Here is a 22,158-nt window from a genome sequence, read left to right as displayed (position 1 = left end):
ACGACACCAGGTGACTCAATGTCCAGCGTATCCCTAGACCGCGCCCATGGCGCAGGCGAGAACACGCGCCTCATCATCCTCATCAGTTGCGTCGCCACCATCGGCGGCTTCCTGTTCGGCTTCGACAGCGGCGTGATCAACGGCACCGTCGACGGTCTCAAGCAGACCTTCCATTCCAGCGCCGCCGGCACCGGTTTCGAGGTTGCCTCGATGCTGCTGGGCTGCGCGATCGGCGCGTTCTTCGCCGGCTGGCTGGCCGATCGCCTCGGTCGCCGTGCGGTGCTGATCATCTCCGCGGTGCTGTTCCTGCTGTCGGCGCTCGGCGCCGGCGCTTCGCACAGCTCCGCGTTCTTCGTCTTCGCGCGGGTCATGGGCGGCTTCGCGGTCGGCGCGGCCAGCGTGATGTCGCCGGCGTACATCGCCGAGGTCGCGCCGGCGCGCTATCGCGGGCGCCTGGCCACGGTGCAGCAGATCGCCATCATCAGCGGCCTGTTCACCGCGTTCCTGAGCAACTACGTGCTGGTCAAGCTGGCCAGCGCCTCGACCGAGCCGCTGTGGCTGGGCCAGGCCGCGTGGCGCTGGATGTTCTGGATGCAGGCGTTCCCGTCGCTGCTGTTCCTGCTGCTGTTGCTGGCGATCCCGGAAAGCCCGCGCTACCTGGTGGTCAAGGGCCGCCGCGAGGACGCGCTGGCGGTGCTGACCAGGCTCTACGGCCCGCGCGAGGCGCAGGCCAAGCTGACCGAGATCTCCGCCTCGCTGGCCGCGGATCAGCACAAGCCGAAGCTGTCGGACCTGGTCAGCAAGGTCACCGGCAAGGTGCGTCCGATCGTGTGGATCGGCATCGGCTTGGCCACCTTCCAGCAACTGGTCGGCATCAACGTGGTGTTCTACTACGGCGCGGTGCTGTGGCAGGCGGTGGGCTTCTCCGAAAGCGATTCGTTGTTGATCAACGTGCTGTCCGGCGCGCTGAGCATCGGCGCCTGCCTGATCACGGTGATGCTGATCGACAAGATCGGGCGCAAACCCTTGCTCTGGATCGGTTCGGCCGGCATGGCGGTGTCGCTGGCGCTGGTCACCCTGGCCTTCGCCAGCGCCTCGCTGGACGCGGCGGGCAAGCTGGCGATGTCGCCGGGCATGGGCCGGCTGGCGCTGGTCGCGGCCAACGTCTACGTGATTTTCTTCAACATGTCCTGGGGCCCGGTGATGTGGGTGATGCTGGGCGAAATGTTCCCCAACCAGATCCGCGGCTCCGGCCTGGCGGTGGCGGGCGCGGCGCAGTGGACCTCGAACTTCGCCATCACCGTCTCGTTCCCGATCCTGCTGGGCAGCATCGGCCTGGCCGGCGCCTACGGCATCTACACCGTGGCCGCGTTCGTCTCGGTGTTCTTCGTGCTCAAGTACGTGTACGAGACCAAGGGCCGCGAGCTGGAGCAGATGCAGGGCTGAGCGCTGTCGCCGGCGCGGCCCATGCGGCCGCGCCGGCGCACGCGGCGCCGCGCCCGGCGCGATCGCCGGCAGTGCGGCATCGCCTGCGGTTACGCCGCGGCGCCATCGCCCCTGCTGATGGCCGGGCCGGAAAGACCGTCTGCACTTGCCCGGCAGCAGCGCCCTCGCAGCTGCCGGCCTGTGCCGGCAAGCACCATCCCGTCTGCCAGCTGACTGCCGGTCGCAATGCGATGGCGGTCGCACTGCGTCCGCGATATGTTACTTAGTAACATTTTGCCGTGGAGCATTGCAGTGTCTGGTCGCGACTTTCGGTTCGGCTCCCGTTACATCCGCGATTTCCGCTCCGCGCCAGGGCGAGGCCGCGCATGAATCGGCGCGAATGGCTGGGGATGGCGGGCACCGCACTGCTGTTGGCGCCGGCCTGGGCACGCGCCGGATCGCCGCCCAGGCTGACCGGCGGCCACCTGGAAACCGATGACGGGCGCCTGCGTTTGCGCCTGCAGCTCGACGCGACGGTGGACTACCGGGTGTTCGCGCTGTCCGATCCGGAGCGGCTGGTGATCGATCTGCCGGGGATCGCCGCGCCGGCGCCGCCGATCCTGCTGCCGGAACCCGACGCGGTGGTCGCCGCGATCCGCAGCGGGGCGCAGGCCGATGGCCTGCGCATCGTGCTGGACCTGCGCCGGCCGGTCACCGCCAGCGCGCACTGGGACACGGATGCGGGGGTGTCGCCACGGTTGCTGCTCGATCTCGGACCGGCCGACGCCGCGGCTGCCGCGCCCGTTGCCGCGCTCGTCGTGCCGCCGCGCACCGCGATCGCGACGCCGTCGCGGCCGCGCGTGGTCGCCATCGATGCCGGCCATGGCGGCAAGGACCCGGGCGCGGTCAGCGCCGATGCCCGCTACGAGAAACACGTGGCGATGGCCGTGGCCGGGCGCCTGTACCACGCGCTGCAAGCCGACCCGCGCTACCGGCCGACCCTGATCCGCAGCGACGACCGGTTCGTGCCGCTGCACGAGCGGGTGGTGATCGCGCACCAGCGCAAGGCCGATCTGTTCGTGTCGATCCATGCCGATGCGGCGCCCAACCGCAGCGCGCAGGGCGCTTCGGTGTATGCGCTGTCGGAGAACGGCGCCAGCTCGGCGCTGGCGCGCTGGATCGCCGACAGCGAGAACAGCGCCGACCAGTACGGCAACGTCGCCGAGCGCTATCTGCGGCAGAAGGACCCGGTGCTGTCGAAGGTGCTGGTGGACCTGTCGATGAGCGGCACCATCGCCACCAGCCTGCAGTTCGGCAAGCACATGCTCGGGCGCCTGCAGCAGGTCACCCGGCTGCACCAGGGCGATGTCGGCCAGGCCGGCTTCGCAGTGCTCAAATCGCCGGACATTCCGTCGTTGCTGGTCGAGACCGGCTTCATGAGCAACGCCGACGATTGCCGCCGCCTGGTCAGCGACCGCCACCAGGAGGAACTGGCGCAGTCGCTGCAGTTGGGCATCGACGACTACTTCCAGGCGTTTCCGGTGCATGCCTGAGCCGCTGCCGGCGCATGGCGCCGCCGCTGCATTCCTTTCCCTTTGCTGGCCTTGCCAATCCGATGAACCTGCCGATTCCACCGCCGTTGCCCGACGTCGCCAGCAGCGAACCGTCCACGATCGTCGCGCCGCTGCACTGGGTCGGCATGGACGGCATCGCCTTGCCGATCCGCCTGTGCGACACGGCCGACACCGAGCCGCTGCCGGCGCAGGCGGCGCTGCATGTCGATCTGCCAGCGGCGCAGGTCAAGGGCATCCACATGTCGCGGCTGTACCGGCTGCTGGACGAGCATGCGCGGCAGCCGCTGTCGCCGTCGCGGCTGGCGCAGCTGCTGCACGCGATGGTGCACAGCCATGCCGACTGCGCCTCCACCGCGGCGCGGGTCGGCTTGCGCCTGTCCCTGCTGCGGCGCAGCCCGGCGCTGCGCAGCGAAGGCCTGGCCGGCTGGAAGGCGTATCCGTTGCGGATCGACGCGCTGCTGCGCGGCGCCAGCGTGCGCATCGAGGTCGGGGTGGAGGTGGTCTATTCCTCCACCTGCCCGTGTTCGGCGGCGCTGGCCCGGCAATTGCTCAGTGCGGCGTTCCTGCAGCAGCATGCCGGGCAGCCGTCGCTGCGGCGCGAGGCCGTGGCGGACTGGCTGCTGCGGCACGGCAGCCATGCGACCCCGCACAGCCAGCGCAGCATCGCCACGCTGCGCGTGGCGGTGTCGCCGCGCGCGGTGCGCTTCGACCTGGAGGCACTGATCGCGCTGGCCGAGCAGGCCCTGGCCACGCCGGTGCAGGCCGCGGTGCGGCGCGCCGACGAGCAGGCCTTCGCCCGCCTCAACGGCGCCAACCTGATGTACGTGGAGGACGCCGCGCGGCGCCTGCAGCAGGCGCTGGGTGCGCGCTACCAGAGCGTGCGGGTGCAGGTGCGGCACCTGGAGAGCCTACACCCGCACGACGCGGTGGCCGAGGCCGGGGCTCCCGAGCGCGGATCTGGCGATCCGGACCCGTTCGCGGCGGGCGAGGGCGCCCGATGATCCGCCGCAATCCGCGCGGCGACCTGCCGGTGGTCGACGAGAGCGCGTTCGTCGATCCCACCGCCATCCTGTGCGGGCGGGTCGTGGTCGCCGCGCACGTGTTCATCGGCCCGTATGCGGTGATCCGCGCCGACGAGACCACCGCCGACGGCGATATCGAGCCGATCCACATCGGCGCCTACGCCAATATCCAGGATGGGGTGGTGATCCATTCCAAGGCCGGCGCGGCGGTGCTGATCGGCGCGCGCACCTCGATCGCGCACCGCGCCATCGTGCACGGGCCGTGCACGGTCGGCGAGCGCGTGTTCATCGGCTTCAACAGCGTGCTGTTCAATTGCGAGGTCGGCGACGGCTGCGTGGTCCGGCACAACGCCGTGGTCGACGGCTGCGATCTGCCGCCGGGGTTCTACGTGCCCTCGACCGAGCGCATCGGGCCGCGCACCGACCTGTCGAAGATCGCGCGGGTCAGCGTCGCGGCCAGCGAATTCTCCGAGGAGGTGGCCGCGACCAACATCCGCCTGGTCGAGGGCTACCGGCGCCTGCGCAACCAGTGGTGAGCGCACCCGGTCCGGGGCCGGCCCCACAACGCAAAAGCCCCGCCAGGGCGGGGCTTTTGTGGTTTTCGCTGCAGGCGAGGCGGCGATGGTGCTCCCTAGGGGGCTCGAACCCCTGTTTTAGCCTTGAGAGGGCCACGTCCTAACCATTAGACGAAGGGAGCAGGTTGGTCGCATCGATTGCAGGGCGCTAGTATATGGGGCTAGCCGCCCGGCGGCAATCCCGCAACTCGATACGGAAGCGCCATCATCAATCCGCCAGTTCCTGTGCCGTTCACCCTGCAACTGATCCCGCGCGATCAGCACAACGTCTCGCGCAAGGACATCAGTCCCAATGCGTTGCGCGTGCTGTACCGGCTGCGCGAAGCCGGCTTCGGCGCGTACCTGGTCGGCGGCGCGGTCCGCGACCTGCTGGTCGAGCTGCAGCCCAAGGACTTCGACGTCGCCACCGACGCCACCCCCGAACAGGTCAAGCAGCTGTTCCGCAACTGCCGCCTGATCGGCCGCCGCTTCCGCCTGGCGCACGTGGTCTACGGCCGTGAGATCATCGAAGTGGCCACGTTCCGCGCCAACGTCGACGACGGCAGCGGCGACCGCGAGCTCGACAACGGCCGGCTGGTCCGCGACAACGTCTACGGCAGCATCGAGGACGACGCCGTACGCCGCGACTTCACCTGCAACGCGTTGTACTACGCGATCGAGGATTTCTCGGTGCGCGACTACACCGGCGGCTTCGCCGACGTGCAGGCGCGGCTGATGCGCATGATCGGCGACCCCGAGCAGCGCTATCGCGAAGACCCGGTGCGCATGCTGCGCGCGGTGCGCCTGGCCGCCAAGCTGGACTTCGAGATCGAGCCGAGCACCGCCGAACCGATCCCGCGCCTGGCCGGGCTGCTGGCCGAAGCGGCGCCGGCACGGCTGTTCGAGGAAGTGCTCAAGCTGTTCCTGTCCGGCGACGGCGTGGCCAGCTTCGAAGGCCTGGAGCGCTACGGCCTGCTCGCCGCGCTGTTCCCGGAAAGCGCCGCGGCGCTGCATTCCAACCGCAGCGGCGCGTTGCGGCGGATGCTGATCGAAGGCCTGCGCAACACCGATGCGCGGGTGGCCAACGACGAGCCGGTGTCGCCGGCGTTCCTGTTCGCGCTGCTGCTGTGGCCGGCCTACTGTCGTGCGCTGATGGCGCTGCAGAAGCAGGGCATGCAGCTGGAGGAGGCGCAGCGCCGCGCCGCCGACCGGGTGACCCTGCACCAGCTGAGCACGGTCGCGCTGCCGCGGCGCTTCTCGCTGCCGATGCAGGAGATCTGGCTGCTGCAGTCGCGCTTCACCTCGCGCCAGAAGAAGCGGGTGGTGCGCACGCTGTCGCATCCGCGCTTCCGCGCCGCATTCGATTTCCTGATCCTGCGCCAGTCGGCCTCGGCCGAGCACGAGGCCGACATCGCCTATTGGCGCGAGCTGCAGCAGCAGCCCGGCTACGCGCCGCCGCCGCGCGGCTTCGATCCGGAGATCGACTACGTCGGCGACGAGGTGGCGATGGCCCCGGCCGACAGCGAGGAAACCCCCAAGCGCCGCCGGCGCCGGCGCCGGCGTCCGGATGCCGCCGCACCGGCCGAGTGAGCGCCTCGCCTGGTCCGGCGCCGGTGCAGGCCTGCATCGGCCTGGGCGGCAACCTCGGCGATGCGGTCGCGACCCTGCGCGCGGCCATCGCCGAGCTGGACACCCTGCCGCACACGCGCCTGCTGCGCGCCTCGCAGCTGTACCGCAGCCCGGCCTGGGGCAACCAGGCGCAGCCGGACTTCATCAATGCCGCGGCAGTGCTGAGCACCGCGCTGCCGGCGTTGGAGCTGCTGCAGGCGCTGCTGGCGCTGGAAGCCCGCCACGGCCGCCAGCGCGCGCCCGGCGAGCGCTGGGGCCCGCGCACCCTGGACCTGGACCTGCTTTTGTACGGCGACGCGGTGATCGACCTGCCCGGGCTGCAGGTGCCGCACCCGCACCTGCACCAGCGCGGCTTCGCCTTGCTGCCGTTGGCCGAGATCGCCGCCGAGGCGAGCATCCCCGGCCATGGAACGGTGCGTGACATACGCGACCGCATCGAAACCGACGGGATCGTGGCAATCGGTAGATAATGCCCGGCTTATCACCGCACCGCATGAGCTTATGAGCAGCCACGCCGACAGCAAGCCCTGGACCGTTCCCGCCCTGGCCGAGGCCAAGCGCCGCCAGCAGAAACTGGTGATGCTGACCGCCTACGATGCCGGCTTCGCGCGCGCGTTCGACGCCAATGGCGTGGACCTGATCCTGATCGGCGATTCGCTGGGCATGGTGGTGCAGGGCCACGACTCGACCCTGCCGGTGACCGTGGACGACATCGTCTACCACACTTCCGCGGTGGCGCGGGTACTGCAGCGCGCGCTGCTGGTGGCCGACCTGCCGTTCCAGTCCGACGCCACCCCGGAGCGCGCGCTGGACGCCTCGACCCGGCTGCTGCAGGCCGGCGCGGAGATGGTCAAGCTGGAGGGCGCCGGGCACAAGCTGGAGGTGATCCGCTTCCTCAGCGAGCGCGACATCCCGGTGTGTTCGCACCTGGGCCTGACCCCGCAGTCGGTGCTGACCTTCGGCGGCTACAAGATCCAGGGCCGCGAGGAGGCCGCCGCGGCCAAGCTGCTCGCCGACGCCAAGGCGGTGGCCGCCGCCGGCGCCGCGCTGCTGGTGCTCGAATGCGTGCCGTCGCCGCTGGCGGCGCGGATCACCGCCGAGGTGGAGATCCCCACCATCGGCATCGGCGCCGGTCCCGACTGCGACGGCCAGGTGCTGGTGCTGCACGACTTCCTGGGCCTGGACAGCGGCCACCGGCGGCCGCGCTTCGTCAAGGATTTCCTGGCCGAAGGCGGCTCCATCGCCGGCGCCGTGCGCGCCTACGCCGACGCGGTGCGCGCCGGCACCTTCCCCGACGCCGAACACGCCTACGCCAAATGATCGAGACCATCACCGACCTGGCCCGGCTGCGCGCCGTCGTTTCCGGCTGGAAGCGGCAGGGCCTGCGCGTGGCCTTCGTGCCGACCATGGGCAACCTGCACGCCGGGCATTTCTCGCTGGTGATGCTGGCCCGGCAATACGCCGACCGGGTGGTGTCCAGCGTGTTCGTCAATCCGACCCAGTTCGGCCCGAACGAGGACTTCACCCGCTACCCGCGCACCCCCGAGGCCGACACCAGCGGCCTGGAAGGCGCCGGTTGCGACGTGCTGTGGCTGCCGACGGTGGAGAGCATGTACCCGCTGGGCGTGGAGCTGGCGTTGCGCATGCACACGCCCGGGGTCAGCGAGGTGCTGGAAGGCGCCTGCCGGCCGGGGCATTTCGACGGCGTGTGCACCGTGGTCGCGCGCCTGTTCAACCAGGTGCAGCCGGACCTGGCCGCGTTCGGCAAGAAGGACTACCAGCAGCTGGCGGTGATCCGGCAGATGGTCGCCGACCTGGCGTTCCCGATCGAGATCCTGGGCGGCAGCATCGTGCGCGAGGCCGACGGTCTGGCGATGAGCTCGCGCAACCAGTACCTGTCGGCCGAAGAGCGGCCGCGCGCGGCGCAGATCCGCCAGACCCTGCTGGCGATGCGCGACGGGCATGTCGCGGGGCATCCGCGCGCCGAGATCGAGGCGGCGGCGACCAGGCAGTTGCAGGAGGTCGGCTTCGAGGTCGACTACACCGTGCTGCGCCTCCCCGACCTGAGCGAGCCGCACGACCAGGACGGCCCGCGCGTGGCCTTGATCGCCGCGCGCCTGGGGCGGACCCGGTTGATCGACAATCTGGAGTTCTGAGCGCGGTAGCCGATGGCGGTCGCTCCCAGCGGGATTCGCGGTCAGGCAACTGGTTGGATTGTGGGAGGAACTTCGTTCCCGACCCTGTCCGAAGTCGTTGGCCTCGCCACTTCGCTTGTCGCGACTGAAGTCGCTCCCACAAGGGGCTTGCGGCGAGCCGGTCGGGTGCACTGTAGGAGGGGCTTCAGCCCCGACTGTGTCCGAAGCCGTCAGGCCTGCCGCTTCGTTCGTCGCGGCTGAAGCCGCTCCTGCAGGGGCTTGCGGCGAGTCGGTCGGGTGCACTGTAGGAGGGGCTTCAGCCCCGACTGTGTCCGAAGCCGTCAGGCCTGCCGCTTCGTTCGTCGCCGCTGAAGCCGCTCCTACAGGCGTCGCGGCTGAAGCCGCTCCTACAGGGAATTGCGGCGAGCCGGCTGGGTGCATTGTGGGAGGGGCTTCAGCCGCGACGCTGTCCGAAGCCGTCAGGCCTGATGCTTCGCGACGCGATCCGCAACCGCGGGATCCGCCGCGCGACCGGCCGCGGTTGGCGTCGCTCGCATCGCCCATTGCCGCGTCAGGCAGCCAAATCATGTCCTGCGCTCGGCATGCCGGGACGCGCAGCGGACAACGCCACGCACCTGCCGCCAAGCCTTGCTGCCACTGCCGCTTAACCCCTCGGCTGCTAAACTGCACGTCTTTCCCCACCGCAGTACCGCAAGCATGCAACTGAGCCTGTTGAAGACCAAGATCCACCGCGCCACCGTCACCCATTCGGAGCTCAACTACGAAGGGTCGATCGCCATCGACGGGCTGCTGCTGGACGCCACCGGCATCCGCGAGTTCGAGCAGGTGCATATCTGGGACGTCACCAACGGCGCACGCTTCAGCACCTACGCGATCCGTGCCGACGAAGGCAGCGGCATCGTCTCGCTCAACGGCGGCGCCGCGCGCCACGTGCAGGTCGGCGACCTGATCATCATCGCCGCCTTCGCCGGCATGAGCGAAGAGGAAGCCGCGCGCTTCCAGCCGACCCTGGTCTACGTGGACGGCGCCAACAAGATCACCCATACCAACCACAGCATCCCGAAGCAGGCCGCATGACACAGTCCAACGGTTTCGACGCACTGCACTCCCACGCCCAGCGTTTGCGCGGGGCGCGCCTTCCCGAATTGCTGGCCGCCGAGCCCGGCCGGGTCGAAGACCTGGCGGTGCAGGTCGGACCGTTGTACTTCAACTTCGCGCGGCAGAAATACGACCGCGCCGCGCTCGACGCGCTGCTCGCGCTGGCCGCCGAGCACGACGTGGCCGGCGCGTTTCAGCGCCTGTTCCGCGGCGAGACGGTCAACGTCACCGAAGGCCGTGCTGCACTGCATACCGCGCTGCGCGGCGAGCTCAGCGGCGCGCCGGTCGCGGCCGAAGCGAACGCCAGCGCACGCGAGGTGCAGCAGCGCATGCGCGCGCTGATCGACGCGCTGGCGCAGACCGAGGTCACCGACATCGTCAGCGTCGGCATCGGTGGTTCCGACCTGGGCCCGCGCCTGGTCGCCGACGCGCTGCGTCCGGTCGAAGGCGCGCGTTTCCGCGTGCATTTCGTCTCCAACGTCGACGGCGCGGCGATGCAGCGCACGCTGGCCACGCTGGATCCGGCGCGCACCGCCGGCGTGCTGATCTCCAAGACCTTCGGCACCCAGGAAACCCTGCTCAACGGCCAGATCCTGCGCGATTGGCTCGGCGGCAGCGAGCGCCTGTATGCGGTCAGCGCCAATCCCGAGCGCGCCGCCAAGGCCTTCGACATCGCCGCCGGCCGCGTGCTGCCGATGTGGGACTGGGTCGGCGGGCGCTATTCGCTGTGGTCGGCGGTGGGCTTCCCGATCGCGCTGGCGATCGGCGCCGACGGCTTCGAGCAGCTGCTGGCCGGCGCCGCGCAATTCGACGAGCACGCGCTGAACGCGCCGCTGCAGCGCAACGTGGCGGTGCTGCATGCGCTGACCACGCTGTGGAACCGCAACGTGCTCGGCTACGCCACGCAGGCGGTGATGACCTACGACCAGCGCCTGGCGCTGTTGCCGGCCTACCTGCAGCAACTGGTGATGGAGAGCCTGGGCAAGCGCGTGCGGCTGGACGGCAGCCCGGTGCAGGCCGATACCGTGCCGGTATGGTGGGGCGGCGCCGGCACCGACGTGCAGCACAGTTTCTTCCAGGCGCTGCACCAGGGCACCAGCATCGTGCCGGCCGATTTCATCGGCTGCATCCACAACGACGACCCCTACACGGTCAACCACCAGGCGTTGCTGGCCAACCTGCTGGCGCAGACCGAGGCGCTGGCGAACGGGCAGGGCAGCGACGACCCGCACCGCGACTACCCCGGCGGCCGCCCGAGCACGCTGATCCTGCTCGATGCGCTGACCCCGCAGGCGCTGGGCGCGCTGATCGCGATGTACGAGCACAGCGTCTACGTGCAGTCGGTGATCTGGGGCATCAACGCCTTCGATCAGTTCGGTGTGGAGCTGGGCAAGCAACTGGCCAGCCAGCTGCTGCCGGCGCTGCAGGGCGAAACCACCGAGGTCGCCGACCCGGTGACGCGCGCGGTGCTGGCGCGCTTGCGCGGCTGAGGCGCGCTTTCGGGTGTCCTGCAACGGGGCCTTCGGGCCCCGTTCGTTTTTGCCGCGCGCCACGCTTTCGGTATCCGTGAGCGGACTCGTCCTGCACGGCAGGCGTCGACTGCCCGCTCGAGAAACCGCAGCGGGCTCACGCACCTTGCTTGTCGGTTGACCTGCCGCGCGATAGCGGAGAAAAGTCTGTGGGAGCGACTTCAGTCGCGACGAGCGGAGATGGGCGCTGCAATCGTCCGACTGGATCGGCGCTAAAAACGCTGCGTCGCGTGACGCTGCAGACCGTCCACAGAGGGCGCCATCGCCGCCGCAGAGTTGCGCAGTTCTCCGGCACGGCAGTGTTGCGGCGCAACAAGCGTATTTGCCGGCGCGACCATGGCGGCGGCTGGCGATGCTGCGATCACGCGGCGGGCCGGCCTTGCCGGTATTCCATCGCTATAGCGCAATCCAATATCCGTAGCGGGGCAAGGCATACCTCGCGGCGTGGTTGACAGGGTCGGGGCGAGTAATGAAGCGTAGGCGCCGGTCGCGCGTCTCGGGAGGGAGCGCGGCCGTCGTGTGTCGCGCGTTCGCCGTTCCTGGGAGGGAAGACCTTGCAAAAACAGTCCGCTGGCGTGTCTGCGCCGATTCGCAATGCGCTGGCCACCGCGGCCGCGCTGGGCCTGCTCGCGTTGGCCGCGGCCGGCCCCGGCCAATCGGCTCCGGCCGCCACTGCCGCCGCTGCACCGCCGGCGATCCATCCGCAGCTGTGGCCGTCGCCGGCCTGGCCGCTGGCCGAGGACGCGGCGCTGGAAGCGCGCATTTCCAAGCTGATGGCGCAGATGACGGTGGAGCAGAAGGTCGGGCAGATCGTGCAGGGCGATATCGCCAGCATGACCCCGGACGACGTGCGCAAGTACCACATCGGCTCGGTACTGGCCGGCGGCAATTCCGACCCCGGCGGCAAGTACGACGCCAGCCCGGCGGAGTGGCTGAAGCTGGCCGACGCCTACTACGCGGCGTCGATGGACAAGGGCAACGGCGGCCTGGCGATCCCGATCATCTTCGGCATCGATGCGGTGCACGGACAGAGCAACATCGTCGGCGCCACCTTGTTCCCGCACAACATCGGCCTGGGCGCCACGCGCGACCCGGAGCTGATGCGCAAGATCGGCGCGGTCACCGCCGCCGAGACCCGCACCACCGGCATGGAGTGGACCTTCGCGCCGACCGTGGCGGTGCCGCAGGACGATCGCTGGGGCCGCACCTACGAGGGCTATTCCGAATCGCCCGAGGTGGTCGCCAGCTTTTCCGGCAAGGTGGTCGAAGGCCTGCAGGGCGTGCCCGGGCAGCCCGGCTTCCTCGACGGTTCGCACGTGATCGCCTCGGTCAAGCACTTCCTCGGCGACGGCGGCACCACCGACGGCAAGGACCAGGGCGATACCCGGGTCAGCGAACAGCAGCTGCGCGACATCCACGGCGCCGGCTATCCGCCTGCGATCGCCGCCGGCGCGCAGACGGTGATGGCCTCGTTCAACAGCTTCAACGGCGTGAAGATGCACGGCAACAAGCCGATGCTGACCGACGTGCTGAAGGGGCAGATGCATTTCGGCGGCTTCGTGGTCGGCGACTGGAACGGCCATGGTCAGGTGCCCGGTTGCCGCAACGACGACTGCCCGGCCGCGTTCAACGCCGGCGTGGACATGCTGATGGCGCCGGACAGCTGGAAGGGCTATTACGAGAGCGCGCTGAAGGCGGTCAAGTCGGGCGAGATCCCGATGACGCGGCTGGACGACGCGGTGCGGCGGATCCTGCGGGTGAAGCTGCGGCTGGGCCTGTTCGAGGCCGGCAAGCCGTCGCAGCGCCCGCTCGGCGGCAAGTTCGAACTGCTCGGCGCGCCTGAGCACCGCGCGGTGGCGCGGCAGGCGGTGCGCGAGTCGCTGGTGCTGCTGAAGAACCAGAAGCAGCTGTTGCCGCTGAAGCCGCAGAGCAAGATCCTGGTCGCCGGCGACGGCGCCAACGACATGGGCAAGCAGGCCGGCGGCTGGACGCTGAACTGGCAGGGCACCGGCACCAAGCGCGCCGACTACCCGAACGGCAACACCATCTGGGAAGGCCTGCAGCAGCAGGTCAAGGCCGCCGGCGGCAGCGCCGAGCTGGCGATCGACGGCAAGTACCAGGCCAAGCCGGACGTGGCGGTGGTGGTGTTCGGCGAGAACCCGTACGCCGAGTTCCAGGGCGACATCGCCACGCTGCTGTACAAGCCCGGCGACGACAGCGATCTGCAACTGATCAAGAAGCTCAAGGCCGACGGCATTCCGGTGGTGGCGGTGTTCCTGAGCGGGCGTCCGCTGTGGGTGAACCGCGAGATCAATGCCGCCGATGCGTTCGTCGCCGCGTGGCTGCCGGGGTCGGAAGGCGGCGGCATCGCCGACGTGCTGCTGCGCAAGCCCGACGGCGACATCCAGTACGACTTCCACGGCAAGCTCAGCTTCTCCTGGCCGCGCACCGCGACCCAGTACGCCAACAACGTCGGGCAGAAGAACTACAACCCGCAGTTCGCATTCGGCTATGGCCTGCGCTATGCCGACAAGGGCGATCTGATCCGCCTGTCCGAAGTCTCCGGCGTGTCCGGCGCGCAGGCGGTGGGCGGGGTGTACTTCGAACGCGGCAAGCCGGCGGCGGGCATCAACATGGTCCTGCAGGGCGCCAGCCAGGCCAATCTGCCGGCGGTGACGACCCCGGCGGCGCTGGCCGACGGGTCGCTCAAGGTCACCGCGATCGACCACAAGGCGCAGGAGGATGCACGCCGGCTGGAGTGGTCGGGCAAGGGCAAGGCCGGGATGGCGCTGGTGCTGCCCAGGCCGCTGGACGTGTCGCGCGAGAGCAACGGCGACGTGCAGCTGATCCTGACCTTGAAGGTGGACGCGGCGCCGAGCGGCGCGACCCATATCGGCGTGGCCTGCGGCAATGGCTGTGCGGCGCAGGTCGATCTGGGCAAGGCGCTGGCGGCGCTGCCCAAGGGCGAATGGCGCACGCTGGGCGTGCCGTTGAAGTGCTTCAGCGTCGCCGGCGCCGATGTCTCCAAGCTGGAGCGGCTGCCGGTGATCGAGAGCGACGGCACGCTGGACCTGGCGCTGTCGCGGATCGCGCTGGGCGCCAGCAACGACGCGCAGAGCGTGGTCGACTGCCCGGTGCGCTGATGCGCGCCTGACCAGGATGCAGCGGCGCCATCGCCGGATGGCGTCGCCTGCGACCGATACGGACGCAAGCGGCGCAGCGCGCAATGCCAGGGCTGCGGCGAAGGCGGATAGCGCCAGCCGCTGGCCGAACCGCCTGCTGCGTGGTCGCTGCGGCAGCGGTCGCAGCAGCGGCATCGGGCGACAGGACGCGCTGCGACAAACGATCCGCGCGACGGCCGATGCGCGACGGCACGGCGGCGGCGGCCGCTCGCGGTCGCGCTAGGCCATTCAAAGACAACGCCCGTCCTGTGCGGATGGGTGCATCGATACACAGGCGAAAGGGCCGCGGCCCGTGGGAGAAGTGCAGTGGGTCTGGCGACGTTGGATATTGCGATCGTATTGGTCTACCTGACCGGCATCTTCGTGCTCGCGCAGTGGGTGTCGCGGGAAAAGGCCGGGCACAGCAAGAGCGCCGAGGACTACTTCCTGGCCGGCAAGACCCTGCCGTGGTGGGCGATCGGCGCGTCGCTGATCGCGGCCAACATCTCCGCCGAGCAGATCATCGGCATGGCCGGTTCCGGCTATGCGATCGGCCTGGCGATCGCATCCTACGAATGGATGGCGGCGCTGACCCTGCTGATCGTCGGCAAGTTCTTCCTGCCGATCTTCCTGCGCAACGGCATCTACACCATGCCGCAGTTCCTGGAGCAGCGCTACGGCAAGTGGATCCGCACGTTGATGGCCGTGTTCTGGCTGCTGCTGTACGTGTTCGTCAACCTGACCTCGATCCTGTGGCTGGGTTCGATCGCGGTGAGCCAGGTCACCGGCATGGACCAGACCCTGGCGCTGGCCCTGATCGGCGTGTTCGCGCTGGTCTACCAGCTGTACGGCGGGCTCAAGGCGGTGGCGCTGACCGATATCGTGCAGGTCACCCTGCTGGTGCTGGGCGGATTGCTGGTGGCCGGGCTGACCCTGTCGCGCATCGGCGACGGTGCCGGCGTGCTGGCCGGGTTCAAGCATCTGTGGAACGCGCACCCCGAGCACTTCCACATGATCCTGAGCAAGGACAACCCGTTCTACAAGGACCTGCCGGGCCTGAGCGTGCTGCTGGGCGGGCTGTGGGTGATGAACATCAGCTACTGGGGCTTCAACCAGTACATCATCCAGCGCGCGCTGGCCGCCAAGGACATTGGCGAGGCGCAGAAGGGCATCGTGTTCGCCGCGTTCCTGAAGCTGCTGATGCCGTTGGTGATCGTGGTGCCGGGCATCGCCGCGGTGGTGCTGGCGCCGGACCTGGCCAAGCCCGACCAGGCCTATCCGACCATGATGCAACTGCTGCCCAGCGGCATCCTGGGCCTGGTGTTCGCCGCGCTGGTGGCGGCGATCGTGGCCTCGCTGGCGTCGAAGATCAATTCGGTGGCGACGATCTTCACCCTGGACTTCTACGCCAAGTTCCGCCCGCGCACCGAACAGAAGCAACTGGTGCGGGTCGGCCGCATCGCGGCGGTGACGTCGGTACTGGTCGGCATCCTCACCGCGCGGCCGTTGCTCGGCAACTTCGACCAGGGCTTCCAGTTCATCCAGGAATTCACCGGCTTCTTCACCCCGGGCGTGGTGGTGATCTTCATGCTCGGCCTGTTCTGGAAGCGCGCCAACGAAGCCGGCGCGCTGACCGCGGCGATCGGCTCGGTGGTGCTGTCGTTCGCGCTCAAGTTCGCCTGGCCGGAACTGCCGTTCATGGACCGCATCGGCGTGGTGTTCGTGGCGGCGCTGGTGCTGGCGGTGGTGGTGTCGCTGGCGACCGCGGCCACGCAGGCGCGCGACCTGATCCGCACCGACGACGTCGGCTATGCCACCACGCTCGGCTTCAAGATCGGGGCGGTGGGCGTGGTCGCGATCCTGATCGCGCTGTACACGGTGTTCTGGTGAGCGACGCCTGAGCGCCGCCGCCGTGACCCCAGGGGTGCGCAGGCGGCGCGTTCAACCGTGCGCCTGGTCGCGCCATGGCGTGGCCAGCCAGGCCTCCAGCGCCGCCGCCGGCATCGGCCGCGCGATCCAGTAGCCCTGGCCCTCGTCGCAGCCCCAGTCGCGCAGCATGTCGTAAATCTGCTCGGTCTCGATGCCTTCGGCCACCACCTGCTGGCCGAAATCGTGGCCGAGCCGGATCATCGACGGCACGATCATGCAGTCCTTGCGGCTGCCCGGCAGCGAGCGGATGAACGACTGGTCGATCTTCAGCGCGTTGGCGGGGATGCGCTTGAGGTAGCTGAGGTTGCTGTAGCCGCTGCCGAAGTCGTCGATGGCGATCCTCACCCCCAGCGCGCTGATCTCCTGCAGTTGTTCGGCCACGCGCTCAGGATGCCGGATCATCGCGCTTTCGGTGAACTCGATCTCGATGCGGCCCGGTTCCAGCGCGTGCCGCGTCAGCAGCTCGCGCAGCGTGGCGATGAAGTCGGCCTGTTCCAGGTCCACCGCCGACACGTTCAGCGAGACGCTGAAGCGATGGCCCTGCTGCTGCCACAGCGCGGCCTGCGCGATGCCGGCCCGCAGCACCCAGGCGGTGACCCGGCTCATCAGCGCGGTCTTCTCCGCCAGCGGGATGAAGTCGTTGGGCGCGACCGTGCCGAGCAGCGGATGCTCCCAGCGCAGCAGCGCTTCCACGCCGACGCAGTCGCCGCTGCGCAGGCTGACCCGCGGCTGGTAGTGCAGGCTCAGTTGCTCGCGCGCGCTCAGCGCTTCCGGCAGCGCGGCCAGGATCCGGAACGCATTGCGCTGGCTGGCGTCGTGGCTGCGCTCGTACAGGCTCCACGGCAGGCCGCGCTGGCGTGCCATGTCCACCGCGGTGGTCAGCGAGCGCAGCGTGTGGTTGGCGCTCAGCACGCCGTCCAGGCTCACCGCGCCGAGCGACGGGGTCGCGGCATGCGGAATGCCCTGGTGCTCGATCGCCTCGGCGAAGGCGCCGCACACGCGTTCGCAGCGTTGCGCCAGCTGTGCCGGGTCGTTGCCCTTCACCACGAAGGCGAAGCTGGTGGTGTCGATGCGGTAGGCCGGCAACCCGTCCAGGGCTTGCAGCAGACGGTCGCGCGCGGCCAGCAGGTAGCCCTCGGCGTATTCCCAGCCCAGGGCCTTGACCATGTCGCGGAAGTACTCGGTGCCGCAGACGTCGATCGCCACGCCGGTGTCGTGCTGGTCCGCGCTCTGCAGCGACAGCCACATGGTCAGGTCTTCGTTGAAGCGGCTGCGGTTGGGCAGGCCGGTCAGCGCATCGACGTAGCCGGTGTTGCGCAGGGTCTCGATCCGCAGCAGCAGCAGGTCGCGCAGCTCCTGCAGGGTACGCCGCGCGTCGGCGTCGAATTCGCTGCGCGGTTCGCTGTCGATCACGCACAGCGTGCCCAGGCCGGTGCCGTCGGCCAGCATCAGCGGCGCGCCGGCGTAGAAGCGGATGAACGGCGGCCCGGTGACCAGCGGGTTGTCGCGGAAGCGCGGATCCTGCCGCGCGTCGGCCACCACCAGCAGCTCGGGGCTGTGGATCGCATGCGCGCAGAAGGCCTGGCTGCGCGGCGTCTGCGGCGCGTCCAGGCCGACCCGGGACTTGAACCACTGGCGCTGCTCGTCGATCAGCGAGACCAGCGCGATCGGGGTGCGCAGGGTGCGCGAGGCCAGCTGGGTGATCAGGTCGAAGACGCGGTCGGCCGGGGTATCGAGCAGGCACAGCTGGCGCAGGGTCGCCAGCCTCGTCGATTCGTCGGGCGGCAGCGGATGAGAAGAAGGGCGCATGCAGGATTTAACGGCGCCTGCGTGGGCGACTTGAGTCGGCGCGCGGACGGCGAACAGCCGCGGGTCGGGAAAGTGAAGCCGGTGTGTACGACGGTAGACGGCGACGCCATGCGCAACCGCACCACACTCAGCGCGGCGGCTCGCGTTGTGGGCTGGGGCGCTTGGCCAGTTTGCGCTGCAGCGAGCGGCGGTGCATGCCGAGCAGGCGCGCGGCCGCCGAAACGTTGCCGCCGGTCTCGTGCATGGCCTGCTGGATGTGCTCCCACTGCAGCCGGCTCAGCGGGGTCATCGCGTCCGGCAGTTCGAGTGCGTCGTCGTCCTCGGCGCTGTCCGCCTCCAGGCTCAACGCGCGCAGGATCATCTGCACGGTGGCCGGCTTGGGCAGGTAGTCGTCTGCGCCGAGCTTGATCGCCTCCACCGCGGTGGCGATGCTGGCGTAGCCGGTGACCAGCAGGATGCGCATGTCGGCGCGGATCGCGCGCAGCGGCTGGATCAGCGCCAGGCCGGATTCGTCGCCCAGCTTGAGGTCGATCAGCGCGTAGTCCGGCGGCGTCGCCGTGGCCAGCGCCAGCGCCGCGGCACCGCTGTCGGCGGTCAGCGTCTCCAGCCCGCGGCGGGCGAGGGTGCGTTGCAGGGTGCGCAGGTACAGCGGGTCGTCGTCGACCAGCAGGCCCAGCGGGGCGTCGTTGCTCATGCGGGCGTCTCCAGGGCGAGCAGCGGCAGGCGGAAACCGACCCGTGCGCCGTGGTCCGGCGCCGGCTGGGTCCACAGTTCGCCGCCCAGGCGTTCGATGGTGGCATGCGACAGTGCCAGGCCTACGCCCATGCTGTCGGGCTTGCCGCTGCGGAACAGGGTGGCCGGCAGCGCGACCTGGTTGGCGTCGAAGCCGCCGCCGTAGTCGCGGACCTCGCCGACCAGTTCGCTGCCGGTGACCCGCACGCTCAGGTCCACCTGCGGATGGCCGGCGCGTTCGCCGGCGTCGGCGGCGTTGTTCAGCAGCACCTGCAGCAGGTGGCCGATCGCGCTCTCCAGGCGCAGCTGCAGCGGCGCGTCGTCGTTGCGCCGCAGTTGCACGGTCGGGCGCACCAGTTGCCACTGGTGCAGCACGTGCGCCAGCGACACCGTGCCGCCGCCGGCGCGCTGCGCCGGTGCGGCCAGCGCCAGCACCCGTTCGCGGCACTGCACCAGCAGTTCGCGCAGGGTTTCCAGGTCCTCGCGCAGTTCCGGCTGCTCGATCTGCTCGACGATGTCGTCGGTGAGCAGGGTCATCGTCGCCAGCGGCGTATTCAGCTCATGCGCGACCGAGGCGGCGTGGGTGGCCAGGGCGACGATGCCTTCGTTGCGGGTGAAGCGCTCGCGCAGCAGCGCCAGCTCGCGCTCGCGTTCGCGCAGCGACAGCGCCAGGCGGGTGGAGAACACCAGCACCACGATGGTGGACAGCAGGAAGTTGGCGGCCATGCCCCAGCGCTGCAGGTCCAAGGCCTGGTGCGGGCCGCGCGGCAGCGGCAGGCCGAACAGCGCGCTGACCGCGTAGCCGGCCACGCAGGCCGCCGCCACCGCCAGCGCCCAGCGCAGCGGCAGGGCGAGCGCGGCCAACGCGATCAGCACCAGGAACAGCGAGCCGAAGGCGTTGCCGATGCCGCCGCTCCAGCCGACCATCCAGGTCAGTACGGTCACATCGACCAGGATGTGGCCGAACGCGGTGGCCGGCGCGGCGGTGTCGGCATGGCGCAGGCGCAGCTGCGCATACAGGTTGAACAGGGTCAGCGCGGCCACGCCGGACCACAGCGGCAGCTGCGGCAGCGGCAGCCGCATCGCCCAGGTCGCGACCAGGATCGTCGCCGCCTGCCCGGCGGTGGCCAGCCAGCGCAGGCTGCACAGGGTGCGCAGGAACGAGGCATCGGTGGAGGTCATGGCGCGCATCGTATGCGCTGGCGCGCACGGCTGTCTGCGACAAACCGTCGCAGTCCCCGGCGCCGGGGTGGGGCACGGCCGCCCGCTCACGCTAAAATGCGCGCATGTACGACGCCGTCAGCCGACCCACCCCCCCCAGCGACGCCGCGCCCTGGGCGCGCCGTTCCACCCAGCCGGTCCGCGTCGGAGGCGTCGTCGTGGGCGGCGGCAAGCCGATCGTGGTGCAGTCGATGACCAACACCGACACCGCCGACGTGGCCTCCTCGGTCAAGCAGGTGGCCGAGTTGTGGCGCGCCGGCTCGGAACTGGTGCGGCTGACCGTCAACAACGCCGAATCGGCCGCGGCGATCCCGCGCATCGTCGACAAGCTGCGGATGATGGGCATCGAGGTGCCGCTGATCGGCGACTTCCACTACAACGGGCACCAGCTGCTGGCCGCCGAACCGGCGTGCGCCGAGATGCTGGCCAAGTACCGGATCAACCCCGGCAACGTCGGTTTCGGCAAGAAGAAGGACACCCAGTTCGCGCAGCTGATCGAGTTCGCGCTGAAGTACGACAAGCCGGTGCGCATCGGCGCCAACTGGGGCTCGCTGGACCAGGCCCTGGCGGCGCAGCTGATGGACGAGAATTCGCGCCGCGAGACGCCGTGGGACGCCGGTCGCGTGCTGCGCGAGGCGCTGATCCGCTCGGCGCTGGATTCGGCCGAACGCGCGGTGGAACTGGGCCTGGGCCGCGACCGCATCGTGCTCAGCTGCAAGGTCAGCGGCGTGCAGGAACTGATCGCGGTCTATCGCGACCTGGCGCAGCGCTCGGATTTCGCGCTGCACCTGGGCCTGACCGAGGCCGGCATCGGCAGCAAGGGCATCGTCGCCTCCAGCGCGGCGCTGGCGGTGCTGATGCAGGAAGGCATCGGCGACACCATCCGCATCTCGCTGACCCCCGAGCCGGGGCAGTCGCGCACGCAGGAGGTGATCGTCGCCCAGGAACTGCTGCAGACCACCGGCCAGCGCGCCTTCACCCCGCTGGTCACCGCCTGCCCGGGCTGCGGCCGCACCACCTCCGAGTTCTTCCAGGAACTGGCCAAGGTGGTGCAGAACCACGTCCGCGCGAAGATGCCGGAGTGGAAGGTGAGCCATCCCGGCGCCGAGAACATGACCCTGGCGGTGATGGGCTGCGTGGTCAACGGACCGGGCGAATCGCGCCACGCCAACATCGGCATCTCGCTGCCGGGGACCGGCGAGGCGCCGTCGGCGCCGGTGTTCGTCGACGGCGAAAAGACGGTCACCCTGCGCGGCGAGAACATCGCCCACGAGTTCGTCGCGCTGATCGACGACTACGTCGAAACCAAGTATGTCCGCCGCGCCGGGTGAGAGCCCGGCCGAGCGCGCCGCCGGCGTGCGCCACTGGTTGCGCCGCAACGCCTGGCGCATCGGCCTGCTGTTCGCCGGCGTGCTGCTGCCGATGGGCGTGTTCGTGGCGCTGGCCGACGAGGTCCACGAACTGGAGAATTTCTATTTCGACGAGCCGCTGCTGTGGAGCATGCGCGCGTTGGCCTCGCCGGGCTGGGACCGGTTCTTCACCGTCATCACCGAGGCCGGCTACCAGTACGGGGTGATCCCGCTGGACACGCTGATCGTGCTGCTGTTGCTGGGCCTGCGGCGCTGGCGCGAGGCCATGTTCGCCGGGTTCTCGTTCGTCGGCTCGGCGCTGTTGAACATGAGCGCCAAGCAGTTCTTCCAGCGCGACCGTCCCAGCCTGTGGGAATCGATCGCGCCGGAACACACCTTCAGCTTCCCCAGCGGCCATGCGATGGGGTCGATGACCCTGGCCGCGGTGCTGATCGCCCTGGCCTGGCGCACCCGCTGGCGCTGGCCGGTGCTGCTGCTGGCGGGTTCGTTCGCGCTGCTGGTCGGCGTGTCGCGGATCTACCTGGGCGTGCATTACCCCTCCGACATCCTCGGCGGCTGGTGCGCGGCGCTGGTGTGGGTGGTGGGTCTGTACCTGCTGATGTTCCGCGGCGAACGGCGTCCTCGCTGGTGCCGCCGCCGCGCGGTGTCGCCCGCTCGCGGTTAGTTGCAATCCTTCAGTCGTTTTTCATTCTGGGGAACAGCAATGCTGTGGGTACATCAATCAAATCCCCAAAGCCCAGGATGCACTTGCTTGTCAGGTCCTTGCGGTCACGCAACCGCGCCTTCTAAGCATCAAGCGCTATCCGAATCAACCAAGTAGCCTCCCACGCTTGTAGACAAAATTAGAAGCCGCCAGCTGGCGCTGATTGTCTTCCGATGCGTTCGCTATTAACGTATTTTTTGCCGGGTTGACTGGTCGGCAGTTGCGCGGTTGATTGCTTGATTTCAC

At 69.6% G+C, this 22,158-nt stretch carries 17 protein-coding genes and 1 tRNA gene; 14 read left to right on the top strand and 4 right to left on the bottom strand.

Going from position 1 to position 22,158, the window contains the following annotated elements; all coding sequences use genetic code 11:
• Positions 1 to 18: 18 nt before the first annotated feature.
• The 4 genes from AB8810_RS13745 to AB8810_RS13730 all read left to right on the top strand — a co-directional run bounded on the left by AB8810_RS13745 (position 19) and on the right by AB8810_RS13730 (position 4,557).
• Positions 19 to 1,446: a sugar porter family MFS transporter gene (locus tag AB8810_RS13745; protein ID WP_179564254.1), complete on the top strand. Its 1,428-nt coding sequence runs from the start codon at positions 19 to 21 to the stop codon at positions 1,444 to 1,446.
• A 365-nt stretch (positions 1,447 to 1,811) separates the two neighbouring features.
• On the top strand, positions 1,812 to 2,978 hold the full coding sequence (locus tag AB8810_RS13740) for an N-acetylmuramoyl-L-alanine amidase (RefSeq protein WP_369913961.1): 1,167 nt from the start codon (positions 1,812 to 1,814) through the stop codon (positions 2,976 to 2,978).
• A gap of 74 nt (positions 2,979 to 3,052) precedes the next feature.
• Complete coding sequence (gene folE2 / locus AB8810_RS13735; protein ID WP_369916671.1) at positions 3,053 to 4,000, top strand: GTP cyclohydrolase FolE2; 948 nt, start codon at positions 3,053 to 3,055, stop codon at positions 3,998 to 4,000.
• Positions 3,997 to 4,557 carry a carbonate dehydratase gene (locus AB8810_RS13730; RefSeq protein WP_179564256.1) on the top strand — a complete coding sequence of 187 codons (561 nt, stop codon included), beginning with the start codon at positions 3,997 to 3,999 and terminating at the stop codon, positions 4,555 to 4,557. Before folE2 ends, AB8810_RS13730 begins: the two co-directional genes overlap by 4 nt.
• A gap of 86 nt (positions 4,558 to 4,643) precedes the next feature.
• Here the strand turns inward: AB8810_RS13730 and AB8810_RS13725 are convergent.
• Positions 4,644 to 4,718, bottom strand: a tRNA-Glu gene (locus AB8810_RS13725).
• 103 nt (positions 4,719 to 4,821) lie between these two features.
• On the opposite strand from AB8810_RS13725, the gene pcnB reads away from it, so the two are divergent.
• From pcnB to AB8810_RS13685, 8 genes are all read left to right on the top strand, one after another.
• Positions 4,822 to 6,165, top strand: a complete 1,344-nt coding sequence (pcnB, locus tag AB8810_RS13720; RefSeq protein WP_237651029.1) for a polynucleotide adenylyltransferase PcnB — start codon at positions 4,822 to 4,824, stop codon at positions 6,163 to 6,165.
• Positions 6,162 to 6,674 (top strand): 2-amino-4-hydroxy-6-hydroxymethyldihydropteridine diphosphokinase, encoded by a 513-nt coding sequence (gene folK, locus AB8810_RS13715; protein ID WP_179564257.1) that lies wholly within the window; start codon positions 6,162 to 6,164, stop codon positions 6,672 to 6,674. The genes pcnB and folK overlap by 4 nt, the downstream gene beginning before the upstream one ends.
• Positions 6,675 to 6,705: 31 nt before the next feature.
• Positions 6,706 to 7,524, top strand: a complete 819-nt coding sequence (gene panB, locus AB8810_RS13710) for a 3-methyl-2-oxobutanoate hydroxymethyltransferase (RefSeq protein WP_369913960.1) — start codon at positions 6,706 to 6,708, stop codon at positions 7,522 to 7,524.
• Complete coding sequence (gene panC / locus AB8810_RS13705; RefSeq protein WP_369913959.1) at positions 7,521 to 8,360, top strand: pantoate--beta-alanine ligase; 840 nt, start codon at positions 7,521 to 7,523, stop codon at positions 8,358 to 8,360. The genes panB and panC overlap by 4 nt, the downstream gene beginning before the upstream one ends.
• A gap of 696 nt (positions 8,361 to 9,056) precedes the next feature.
• Positions 9,057 to 9,437 carry an aspartate 1-decarboxylase gene (gene panD, locus AB8810_RS13700; RefSeq protein ID WP_003470181.1) on the top strand — a complete coding sequence of 127 codons (381 nt, stop codon included), beginning with the start codon at positions 9,057 to 9,059 and terminating at the stop codon, positions 9,435 to 9,437.
• Positions 9,434 to 10,948, top strand: a complete 1,515-nt coding sequence (gene pgi, locus AB8810_RS13695) for a glucose-6-phosphate isomerase (protein WP_179564260.1) — start codon at positions 9,434 to 9,436, stop codon at positions 10,946 to 10,948. The genes panD and pgi overlap by 4 nt, the downstream gene beginning before the upstream one ends.
• 593 nt (positions 10,949 to 11,541) lie before the next feature.
• The gene (locus tag AB8810_RS13690; protein WP_369913958.1) at positions 11,542 to 14,130 is read left to right on the top strand and encodes an exo 1,3/1,4-beta-D-glucan glucohydrolase; all 2,589 of its coding nucleotides are present in this window, start codon (positions 11,542 to 11,544) and stop codon (positions 14,128 to 14,130) included.
• Positions 14,131 to 14,475: 345 nt separating this feature from the next.
• Positions 14,476 to 16,038, top strand: a complete 1,563-nt coding sequence (locus tag AB8810_RS13685) for a sodium/sugar symporter (RefSeq protein ID WP_179564264.1) — start codon at positions 14,476 to 14,478, stop codon at positions 16,036 to 16,038.
• Between the two features lie 51 nt (positions 16,039 to 16,089).
• Here AB8810_RS13685 and AB8810_RS13680 read toward each other — a convergent pair whose 3' ends face one another.
• The 3 genes from AB8810_RS13680 to AB8810_RS13670 form a co-directional block, all read right to left on the bottom strand.
• Positions 16,090 to 17,886 carry a putative bifunctional diguanylate cyclase/phosphodiesterase gene (locus AB8810_RS13680; protein ID WP_369913957.1) on the bottom strand — a complete coding sequence of 599 codons (1,797 nt, stop codon included), beginning with the start codon at positions 17,884 to 17,886 and terminating at the stop codon, positions 16,090 to 16,092.
• A 127-nt stretch (positions 17,887 to 18,013) separates the two neighbouring features.
• Positions 18,014 to 18,580 carry a response regulator transcription factor gene (locus tag AB8810_RS13675; protein WP_179564268.1) on the bottom strand — a complete coding sequence of 189 codons (567 nt, stop codon included), beginning with the start codon at positions 18,578 to 18,580 and terminating at the stop codon, positions 18,014 to 18,016.
• On the bottom strand, positions 18,577 to 19,800 hold the full coding sequence (locus tag AB8810_RS13670) for an ATP-binding protein (protein ID WP_179564270.1): 1,224 nt from the start codon (positions 19,798 to 19,800) through the stop codon (positions 18,577 to 18,579). The genes AB8810_RS13675 and AB8810_RS13670 overlap by 4 nt, the downstream gene beginning before the upstream one ends.
• A 104-nt stretch (positions 19,801 to 19,904) precedes the next feature.
• Here AB8810_RS13670 and ispG point away from each other — a divergent pair, with 104 nt between their 5' ends.
• Positions 19,905 to 21,170 (top strand): flavodoxin-dependent (E)-4-hydroxy-3-methylbut-2-enyl-diphosphate synthase, encoded by a 1,266-nt coding sequence (ispG, locus tag AB8810_RS13665; RefSeq protein WP_179564272.1) that lies wholly within the window; start codon positions 19,905 to 19,907, stop codon positions 21,168 to 21,170.
• Positions 21,151 to 21,873 (top strand): phosphatase PAP2 family protein, encoded by a 723-nt coding sequence (locus AB8810_RS13660; protein ID WP_369913956.1) that lies wholly within the window; start codon positions 21,151 to 21,153, stop codon positions 21,871 to 21,873. Before ispG ends, AB8810_RS13660 begins: the two co-directional genes overlap by 20 nt.
• Positions 21,874 to 22,158: the final 285 nt, after the last annotated feature.

The sequence above is a fragment of the Xanthomonas sp. NCPPB 3005 genome (assembly GCF_041228095.2).
GTDB lineage: Bacteria > Pseudomonadota > Gammaproteobacteria > Xanthomonadales > Xanthomonadaceae > Xanthomonas_A > Xanthomonas_A bonasiae.
This window is presented reverse-complemented; position numbering and strand designations above follow the sequence as displayed.

Bases quoted from the DNA above. Each gene is read 5' to 3' on its own strand.
- AB8810_RS13680 (WP_369913957.1), bottom strand. From the start codon at position 17,886: ATGCGCCCTTCTTCTCATCCGCTGCCGCCCGACGAATCGACGAGGCTG.
- panC (WP_369913959.1), top strand. From the start codon at position 7,521: ATGATCGAGACCATCACCGACCTGGCCCGGCTGCGCGCCGTCGTTTCC.
- AB8810_RS13660 (WP_369913956.1), top strand. From the start codon at position 21,151: ATGTCCGCCGCGCCGGGTGAGAGCCCGGCCGAGCGCGCCGCCGGCGTG.
- panB (WP_369913960.1), top strand. From the start codon at position 6,706: ATGAGCAGCCACGCCGACAGCAAGCCCTGGACCGTTCCCGCCCTGGCC.
- ispG (WP_179564272.1), top strand. From the start codon at position 19,905: ATGTACGACGCCGTCAGCCGACCCACCCCCCCCAGCGACGCCGCGCCC.
- AB8810_RS13730 (WP_179564256.1), top strand. From the start codon at position 3,997: ATGATCCGCCGCAATCCGCGCGGCGACCTGCCGGTGGTCGACGAGAGC.
- AB8810_RS13740 (WP_369913961.1), top strand. From the start codon at position 1,812: ATGAATCGGCGCGAATGGCTGGGGATGGCGGGCACCGCACTGCTGTTG.
- pgi (WP_179564260.1), top strand. From the start codon at position 9,434: ATGACACAGTCCAACGGTTTCGACGCACTGCACTCCCACGCCCAGCGT.
- AB8810_RS13675 (WP_179564268.1), bottom strand. From the start codon at position 18,580: ATGAGCAACGACGCCCCGCTGGGCCTGCTGGTCGACGACGACCCGCTG.
- AB8810_RS13745 (WP_179564254.1), top strand. From the start codon at position 19: ATGTCCAGCGTATCCCTAGACCGCGCCCATGGCGCAGGCGAGAACACG.
- AB8810_RS13670 (WP_179564270.1), bottom strand. From the start codon at position 19,800: ATGACCTCCACCGATGCCTCGTTCCTGCGCACCCTGTGCAGCCTGCGC.
- panD (WP_003470181.1), top strand. From the start codon at position 9,057: ATGCAACTGAGCCTGTTGAAGACCAAGATCCACCGCGCCACCGTCACC.